Annotated in this window: 7 protein-coding genes and 1 pseudogene; 1 reads left to right on the top strand and 7 read right to left on the bottom strand. The window is 66.7% G+C overall.

The window, feature by feature from the left end; translation table 11 throughout:
* Positions 1-2 precede the first annotated feature (2 nt).
* Positions 3-902 carry a pca operon transcription factor PcaQ gene (gene pcaQ / locus HP546_RS22170; protein WP_256678518.1) on the top strand — a complete coding sequence of 300 codons (900 nt, stop codon included), beginning with the start codon at positions 3-5 and terminating at the stop codon, positions 900-902.
* Here pcaQ and HP546_RS22165 read toward each other — a convergent pair.
* From HP546_RS22165 to HP546_RS22135, 7 genes and pseudogenes are all read right to left on the bottom strand, one after another.
* The gene (locus tag HP546_RS22165; RefSeq protein ID WP_172229459.1) at positions 893-2,239 is read right to left on the bottom strand and encodes a TolC family outer membrane protein; all 1,347 of its coding nucleotides are present in this window, start codon (positions 2,237-2,239) and stop codon (positions 893-895) included. The two genes, pcaQ and HP546_RS22165, sit on opposite strands and share 10 nt — an antisense overlap.
* The gene (locus tag HP546_RS22160) at positions 2,209-3,780 is read right to left on the bottom strand and encodes a DHA2 family efflux MFS transporter permease subunit (RefSeq protein ID WP_172229457.1); all 1,572 of its coding nucleotides are present in this window, start codon (positions 3,778-3,780) and stop codon (positions 2,209-2,211) included. The genes HP546_RS22165 and HP546_RS22160 overlap by 31 nt, the downstream gene beginning before the upstream one ends.
* Positions 3,777-4,841 carry an HlyD family secretion protein gene (locus HP546_RS22155; protein WP_172229455.1) on the bottom strand — a complete coding sequence of 355 codons (1,065 nt, stop codon included), beginning with the start codon at positions 4,839-4,841 and terminating at the stop codon, positions 3,777-3,779. Before HP546_RS22155 ends, HP546_RS22160 begins: the two co-directional genes overlap by 4 nt.
* Before the next feature lie 73 nt (positions 4,842-4,914).
* The gene (locus HP546_RS22150; protein WP_172229453.1) at positions 4,915-5,715 is read right to left on the bottom strand and encodes a DUF3050 domain-containing protein; all 801 of its coding nucleotides are present in this window, start codon (positions 5,713-5,715) and stop codon (positions 4,915-4,917) included.
* A gap of 41 nt (positions 5,716-5,756) precedes the next feature.
* Positions 5,757-6,728, bottom strand: a complete 972-nt coding sequence (locus tag HP546_RS22145) for a fatty acid desaturase (RefSeq protein ID WP_172229451.1) — start codon at positions 6,726-6,728, stop codon at positions 5,757-5,759.
* 10 nt (positions 6,729-6,738) lie between these two features.
* The gene (locus HP546_RS22140) at positions 6,739-7,566 is read right to left on the bottom strand and encodes an SDR family NAD(P)-dependent oxidoreductase (RefSeq protein WP_172229449.1); all 828 of its coding nucleotides are present in this window, start codon (positions 7,564-7,566) and stop codon (positions 6,739-6,741) included.
* Positions 7,563-7,980: pseudogene (locus tag HP546_RS22135) on the bottom strand (acyl-CoA dehydrogenase); the annotation flags it as partial. The pseudogene HP546_RS22135 and the gene HP546_RS22140, both read right to left, overlap by 4 nt.

Genomic DNA, 7,980 nt, shown 5'->3' with positions numbered 1-7,980 from the left:
ACCTGCTGTGCTTCCTGGAGATTGCCCGGCAGGGCAGCCTGGCCAGGGCGGCCGACAGCCTGGCAATCAGCCAGCCGGCCATCTCGAAAACCCTCAAGGAGCTCGAAGCGCTGCTGGAAACGCGACTGTTTTCACGCAGCCGCCAAGGTGTGGAACTGACCCCCGCCGGTACGCGTTTCATGCGTTATGCCGGCCCCAGCGTGCAAGCCCTGCGCGACGGTGTCAGCAGCCTGCGGGGTGAAGCGCGGGCGCCGTCGCAGGTGCGCATTGGCGTGCTCTCCACCGTCGAAGGCCTGCTGATGCCCGAGGTGCTGTGCCGCCTGCACCAGCGCCATGAAGCGCTGGTGATCAGCGTGGTCACCGGGGTCAGCGCACAACTGCTCGGCCAGCTGCGCCTGGGCGAGCTGGAACTGGTGGTCGGGCGCATGACCGACAGCCCGCAAATCCAGGGCCTGTCGTTCGAGCACTTGTACAGCGAATCGATGAGCCTGGTGGTGCGGCCCGGCCACCCGCTCTTGGCCAGCTCGCCGGTAGAGCGCACCCAGGTAGGCCGCTACCCGCTGGTGCTGCCGCCTGCGGGCACCACCATCCGCCAGCACGCCGACAGCCTGTTCGTGCAGTGCGCCATCCAGATGCCGGCGCAGCGCCTGGAAACCCTGTCACTGGCCCTGAGCCGGCGCTACCTGCTGGGCAGCGATGCGCTGTGGGTGGCACCGCGCGATGCGGTGCTGCTCGACCTGCGCCGTGGCGACCTGGTCGAGCTCGACCTGGGTGTGCGCGAGCCCGGCGGCTCGGTGGGCATCTGCCGCAATGCCGCCTTGCCGCAGAGCCTGCCGGGGCAGTGGATGTGCGAGGTGCTGCGCGAGGTGGCGGGGCAGTACCGTGAAGGTGCCTACCCTTGAACCCGCGCCGTGAGCAGGGCGCTGAGGGCCTTGAGGTTGTCGTCGCCGAGGCTGCCGCTGGCCGCCATCAGCCGTAGCTGTGCCTGCATGATTGCGTAGCGCTGACGCGCCAGTTGCAGCTGGGTGCGGGTGACCTGCTGTTCGGCATCCAGCACATCGCTGCTGATCCGCGCACCGGCCTCGAAGGCATGGGTGGTAATGCGCAGGTCACTCTGGCTGGAACGCAAGGCCTGTTTCAGCGCCTGGTACTGGCTGATGCCGCCGGTCAGGTTCAGGTAGGCCTGGCGGGCCATGAAGTCGGCCTCGCGCCGGGCATCTTCCAGTTCGTCCTCGGCGGCGCCCTGCAGGGCACGCGCCTCGCGGGTGCGGCTTTGGGTGCCGCCACCGGCATACAGCGGCACGCTGAGTTGCACGCCGACCACGGTCTGGGTGTATTTCTCCTCGGGTACGGTGACGTCGTAGAGGCTGCCACCCACCGAGGCAAAGCGGCCATGTGCGGCCACCAGGTCGAGGGTTGGCAAGTGGCCGGCCTGTTGCTTGTGCACTTCCTGTTCGGCGATAAGCTGGCGTACTTCGGCGGCCTGCACCTTCAGGTTGTGCTGGCGCGCCTGTTCGGTCCAGGCATCCAGGCGGGCCGGTTGCGGGCCACTGAACGCCACCTGCTCATCCAGCCTGGCCAGCTCGCCCGGCGTGCTGCCGGTCAGCCGGGCCAACGCCTGTTGATTCAGGCGCAGGGCATTGCCGGCAGCTATCTGTTCGGCCTGCGCCAGGTCGTAGCGGGCCTGGATGCGCTGCACCTCGTTCTCGGTGCCCGAGCCCTCGCGACGAAAACGCTGCGCCTTGTCCAGTTGCTGGCCGAGGGTGTGTACCTGTTGGCGGCTGGTCGCCAACTGGTCTTCGGCCAGCAGCAGTTCGAAGTAGCTGTCGGCCACGCGCAGCATCAGGTCCTGGCGGGCGGCGAGCAGGTCGATCTCGCCGGCTGTGGCCAGGGCCTTGCCCTGTTCATGGCCAATCACGTTCTGCCAGCGCAGCAGCGGCTGGATCAATACCAGCGCGTAGGCATTGGAGTTGTCCCGGTTGCGTCGGGCGGCCCCACTGTGTTCGCGGTCGACCCAGGCTGCGCCGCTTTCCAGTGAAAGGTGCGGCAGCAGGCTGGCCAGCCCTTGCGGGGCCTTTTGCGCAGCCGCCAGCTGGCGTTGCTGGGCGGCGGCATAGGCCATGTCATGCCCCAGCGCCTGCTGGTAGGTCTGGTACAGGTCGCGGGCCTGAACGGGGCTGGCGCAGATCAGCGACAGCACCAGCACGGCTAGGCGGAGGGGTGTGCATTGTCCGAACACGTCACGGACTCCTTTGCAAGTGAGGGCTTGGGTTGGCGGGGGTTGCGCATCAGCAGCACCATGGGCACGCCGATCAGCATCACCACGCCAAGCAGGCCGAAGAGCATGCTGAAACCGAGCATCTGCGCCTGCTCCCGGGCCTGGACGAAGGCCAGCAGGGCGTTGGCCTGGTCGGCGCCGAGCAGGTCGGTGGACAGCCGCCGCGGGTCAAGGCTGGCCAGGTCCCAGCCACTGGCGAGCAGGCGGTTTTCGTCGACATGCTCGGCGAGCTGGCGGTAACGCGCCCAGGAGAAGCGCGTGAGCAGGGTGGCGGCGATGGCGATACCGACGCTGCCACCCAGCTGGCGCATCAGGTTGAGCACGCCGGAGCCCACCGAGATCAGCTGTGCCGGCAGTTGGCGCATGGCCAGGTTGGTCAGTGGCACGAAGATCATGCCCAGGCCGAAACCACGGATGATCAGCGGCCAGTACAACGTGTCGGGGTTGCTTTGCAGGGTGAACTGGGTGTGCAGATACATGGCATAGCCGTAGACCAGGATGCCCACGCAAATGAAGTAACGCTCATCAATGCGGTTTTCCTGCGACAGCTTGCCGATCACCAGGGTGCTGACAGCGCTGGCCAAGGCCCCGGGGAAGATCACCAGGCCGCTCTGATAGGCGCTTTGTTCGAGCAGCGTCTGCAACAGCAGCGGTACCATGAACAGCGTGCTGTACAGGCCGAAGCCGACGCAGAAGGCACAGACCGAACCCAGCAGGAATTCGCGGTTGTTGAACAGCGCCAGGTTGACGATGGGGTTGGCGACCCGTCGTTCCCAGTAGCAGAAGCCCAGTAGGCCAAGCAGTGCCAGGGCCAGGCACAACAGGCTCAGGTCCGACTCCAGCCAGTCCCAGTGCTCGCCCCGTTCCAGCAGGATCTGCAAGCTGCCGACACCCACCGCGAGCAGTACGAAACCCAGGTAGTCGATGCTTTGCGGGCGCCGTTCGTTGGGCGAGTCGTTCACGCACAGCCAGGCCAGCAGCAGCGCCAGCGCGCCGATGGGCAGGTTGATGAGGAAAATCCAGTGCCAGGAGAACTCGTCGATCAGGTAGCCGCCCACCGAAGGGCCGAGGGTGGGCCCCATCATTACCCCGACCCCGTACAAGGCCAGGCCCGAGCTGACCTTTTCCTTGGGGAACACGTCATAGATGATCGCCTGCGAGATGCCCAGCAGGCCGCCGCCGGCCAAACCCTGCACCACCCGCCACAACACCATCTGCCACAGCTCCTGGGACATGGCGCAACCGAGCGACGCCAGCACGAACAGCGCCGACGACACCAGGTAATAGCGGCGCCGGCCAAACCACGCCGACAGCCAGCCGCTGGCTGGCAGGATCACCACGTTGGCGACGATATAGCCGGTCGAGACCCAGGAGATCTCGTCCACCGAAGCCCCCAGGCTACCCATCAGGCTGGGAATGGCGACGTTGACGATGGTCACGTCGAGCAATTCCATCATCGAGATCAAGGTGACGGTCACCGCCACCAGCCAGGGCGACTTCATAGGGGCTGCCCGCTGTCGCGGGTATCAACCTCGACGAACACACTCATGCCCTGGCCCAGCGCCTGCTGCATGGACGTGGGCAGCTCGCGGAACTCGATTCGCGCCTGCATGCGCTGCACCACCTTGGTGAAGTTGCCGGTGGCGTTTTCCTGCGGCAGTAGCGAGAAGCGCGCCCCGGTGGCCGGCACCAGGCTGTGCACCACACCTTCGAAGTGCTGCCCCGGAAAGGCGTCGACGCTGATGCGCGCCGGTTGGCCGACGCGGACACGGCCGATCTGGGTTTCCTTGAAGTTGGCCACCACCCACATGTGCTCGGTGCTGACCAGGCTCAGCAGCTTTTGCCCGGCGACCACGAACTGCCCTGGCTGCACATCCTTGTGCACGATCACCCCGCCGCGCGGCGAAGCCTGCCGGGTGTCCTGCAGCTCGATGCGGGCCAGCGCCAGTGCCGATTCGGCGGCCTTGATCCGGTACTCCTCCACTTTCAGTGCCGCCTCGTTGGCCAGGGTGCCTTCGCGGGCGGCGGTGGAGTTGTCGCGGGCTGCCTGCAACTGGTGGTTCAGGGCGTTGAAGCGCGCCCGTGCGGCTTCCAGGTCCTGGGTGCTGACCACCCCTTGCCCGGCCAGGCGTTGCGTGCGCTGGTAGTCGCTGCGGGCCTGCTCGACATTGGCCACCAGTTGCCCGATGGTGGCTTGCGCCGCCTGGCTGCGTGCCGCCGCACTGCGGACCTGGCTGTCCATCAGGCCGGGCATGCCGCCTTGCCCGGTGGTCACCAGCGCGCCCAGGTAGTTGGCCCGGGCCTGTTCGACCCGTTGCTGGTATTCGTCCTCACGCACCTGGAACAGCAGGTCGCCTTGCTTCACCCGCGTGTTCTCGTGCACCGGCACCTGCACCACCACGCCGCTGAGCCTGGCCCGGATGGGAATGATCACGCCTTCCACTTCGGCGTTGTCGGTGCTGACGTACTGCCGTGCGTATTGCCAGCGTTGCACGCCCAATGCTGCCAGGCCTGCGATGACCAGCGCCGATACCGCCAGCTTGGCGTATTTGCCTTTCACCATGTCACACGCTCTCGTCCTTGTCGTTGTAGGCCATTACCCCTTGCTCGCGGTGGGCGCAGGCAAGGGGCAGTACTCAGCTGGCGGCGGCCACGCAGTTGCCCTGCGCGATAGCGGTGGCGCGTTGGTGCAGCAGCTCGAGCACGCCGTCCCACAGCACGGTGCGGGCCACCAGCGCGTCGCCAGCGCTTTTGGCCAGGGCCATTTGCTGCGCGGGCTCGCTGACGATCTCGGCGATGATGCGCTTGGCCGCCGGGCCGTGATCGTCTCCGTCCATCTCGATATGGCGTTTGAGGTAGTAGGTGAGCATCGGCACGCTGGCTTCATCGATGGCCCAGCGCTGCAGCAGGCCGCCGAACATGTCGGGGATGATGTCTTCGCGGCCGAAGAAGAAGTACGCCAACACCTGCTCGGTCGAGCCATGCAGGGCAACATCGAGGGTCTTGCTGACGAACACCTTGGCCGGCAGCGGAATATCGACGGTGGTCAACGCCTGGGCCAGCGGCACGCCGGCCTGCAGCAGGGCCTGGAACTGGCGGAACGGCCCGGTGTCGGCGCCGATCTCGTCCATGGCGGCCAGGTACAGGTCCAGGTGGCTGATGAAGCCACCGGCAGGGTGCTCGTCGGTCTCCTCGCCGGTGACGATCTCGTTGATCAGCCGCGCGGCAATGATGTGGCGTGGCGGCAACCACGGTAGCGTCACGCAGGTCAGGTCGCGCTGGATGCGCTTGAGCAGGGTCATGAAGTCCCACACCGCAAAGACGTGGTTCTCCATCAGCAGGCGTACGTCGTCCAGCGAGCTGATACGGGCGAACAGCGGGTGTGCCAGCAGGGTGCGGCGTTCGTTTTCAATCAATGCATCTACGTCAAAAGACATACTCGGCTCCATGAGTGTGAGGGGTGTGCAGCGGGCGCGGGTCATTGCCCGCTGCGGCCAGGCGGTGGCATTGCTTGCCAGGCGCCGGCATAGGGGAAACGTGCCTTGCAGTAGCGCAGGGCGCCGAAGAAACGCGGTTCGAGCAGCGCCTGGCGGCCGTCGTACCAACCGCTGGCGAGCAGTTGGCGATGCAGGCGTGGCAGGCGCCAGCACGGCACCCGCGGGTACAGGTGGTGCTCCAGGTGATAGTTCGAGCCCAGGTGCAGCAGGGTGCTGAGCCACGCTGTGCGCGAGCGGGCCACCGGCAGTGCAACGCTGGCCTCGAAGGCATGCTCCTGGTAGGCGTTGAGGGCGGACACCAGCAGCGCCAGCAGCAGGCACCCGGCCACGGCGGGCAGCAGCACCGGCCACTGCGCTGCCAGCGCCAGCCACAGTGCCGGCCACAACAGTTGGCAGGCGAGGTTGGCCCTGGCCAGCAGGCGCACCTGGGTGTCCGGCAAAGGCAGCGTGCCGCTGACCTTGGCACCAGGCAGGGCCAGGCGCACGGTCTGCACCAGGTACCACCCGGTGGCATGCAGGCGCGACACCAGCAGCCGGGTGACGGCCAGACGATAACGCCGCAGCAGGCGCCAGTCCGGGTCCTTGGGGCCGCCGTTGTGGCGATGGTGCTGCCAATGGTCGACGAAGTAGCCGGTGACGCAGAAGCCGGTCAGCATCGAGCTCAGCAGCACCGCCAGCAGGCAGCTGAACAGGCGGTTGTCGCTGAGGTTGAAGTGGAAACCCTCGTGGCCCAGGATGCCCATCAGGAACAGACCGTAGCCCGCCGGCAGCAGCAGCGGCAAAGCCAGCGGCCATGCCTGCGGAGCCTGGTCGACAATCGCCACCAGTAGCGCCAGCGGTACGGCGAACAGCAGCAACGCATAGCCGACCACCAGGGTGGTTTCCAGGGCGGACGGCGTCAGCAGGCTGCGCGCCGGGCGTAGCGTGGGCTTGTCCAGTGCCAGTTGCGTCATCGGCCCGGCCTCAGTCGATCAGTTCGGGCTTGAGCGACAGCTGACCGGCCTTGCTCAGGCTGCGCAGGCGCAGGCTGATGAAGGCGTCGACCAGGCTCGGCATCCAACGGGCGGTGTACATGGCCACGCTGCCGAGGAAGGTCAGGCCGCGGTTGCGCAGGCCCGCCTGGGTGCAGGCGCGGACCAGGCCATTGCTGGCGTCATCAAGCTTTTCCTCCAGCGACAGCAGCACCCGTTCGCCACGTTTGAAGCTGACCAGGCGCTTGACCGACAGGCCGACCCGCTCGGCCGGGTCGTGGATGGCCGTGTCGATGAAACCGGGGAACACCGTGACCACGTCGAGCTGGCCTGGGTACTGCATGCGCAGTACGTCCGAATAAGCGCTCATGGCCCGCTTGCTGGTGGCGTAGGCGGCCACATAGGGCGCGTTCACCAGGGCAAACAGCGACGATACGTTGACCACCTTGCCGTGCTTGCGCAGCAGCGCCGGCAGCAAGCGCGAGGTCAGCTGCCAAGGGGCCAGCAGGTTCACTTCGAGGGCGCGGCGCACGTCATCGTTCACCCCCGTCTCGCCACGCTCCAGGGTCAGCACCCCGGCATTGTTGACCAGGATATCGATGTCGCCGAAGCGCTCCAGAATCGAGGTGGCCGCTTCGTCCAGGCGTTCGCGGTCGCACAGGTCGAGCAGGTAGTAGGCGTCGAAATTCAGCGCGGTGTGCGGTTCGAGCTGGTCGATGCCGATCACGGTAGCGCCCTGGCGCTTGAGCTTGCGTGCGGTTTCCAGGCCCAGGCCGCGTGCTGCGCCGGTGATGACGACGATCTTGTTGAGCAGTTTCACAGGGTGACTCCATTGGCAATGCTGAAGGTGGCGCCTTGCAGGTAGCGGTCAAGGTTGGCGGTCATGCTGAAACGCCCGGGTGGGTGGAACTGCAGGCCGCGGGTGCTGGCCAGCCAGTCGCAGCCCAGGTTCGAGCGGATGAAGGCCAGGCCGCCGAGCATCTGGTGGGCCAGGTCGGAGGCGCTGGCCAGTTGTTGCTCGATGCCGTAGCGGGTCAGCAGCAGGCGCGCCAGCAGGTCATCGGCGTCGCCTTGCAGCTGCTCCACTTCCTGCGCCAGGCCTTCCAGGGCGCTCAGGCACAGTTGCAGTTGGCAGGCCAGCTGCACACGCTGCTGGTCGCTCCAGCGGCGCTCGTCGACCGCGCGCTCCACCAGGCCCATGCAGGCGCCCAGGTAGCTGGCGCTGATCAGCAGC

Origin of the sequence: Pseudomonas sp. CM25, assembly GCF_013179705.1 — a bacterium.
Lineage (GTDB): Bacteria > Pseudomonadota > Gammaproteobacteria > Pseudomonadales > Pseudomonadaceae > Aquipseudomonas.
This window is presented reverse-complemented; position numbering and strand designations above follow the sequence as displayed.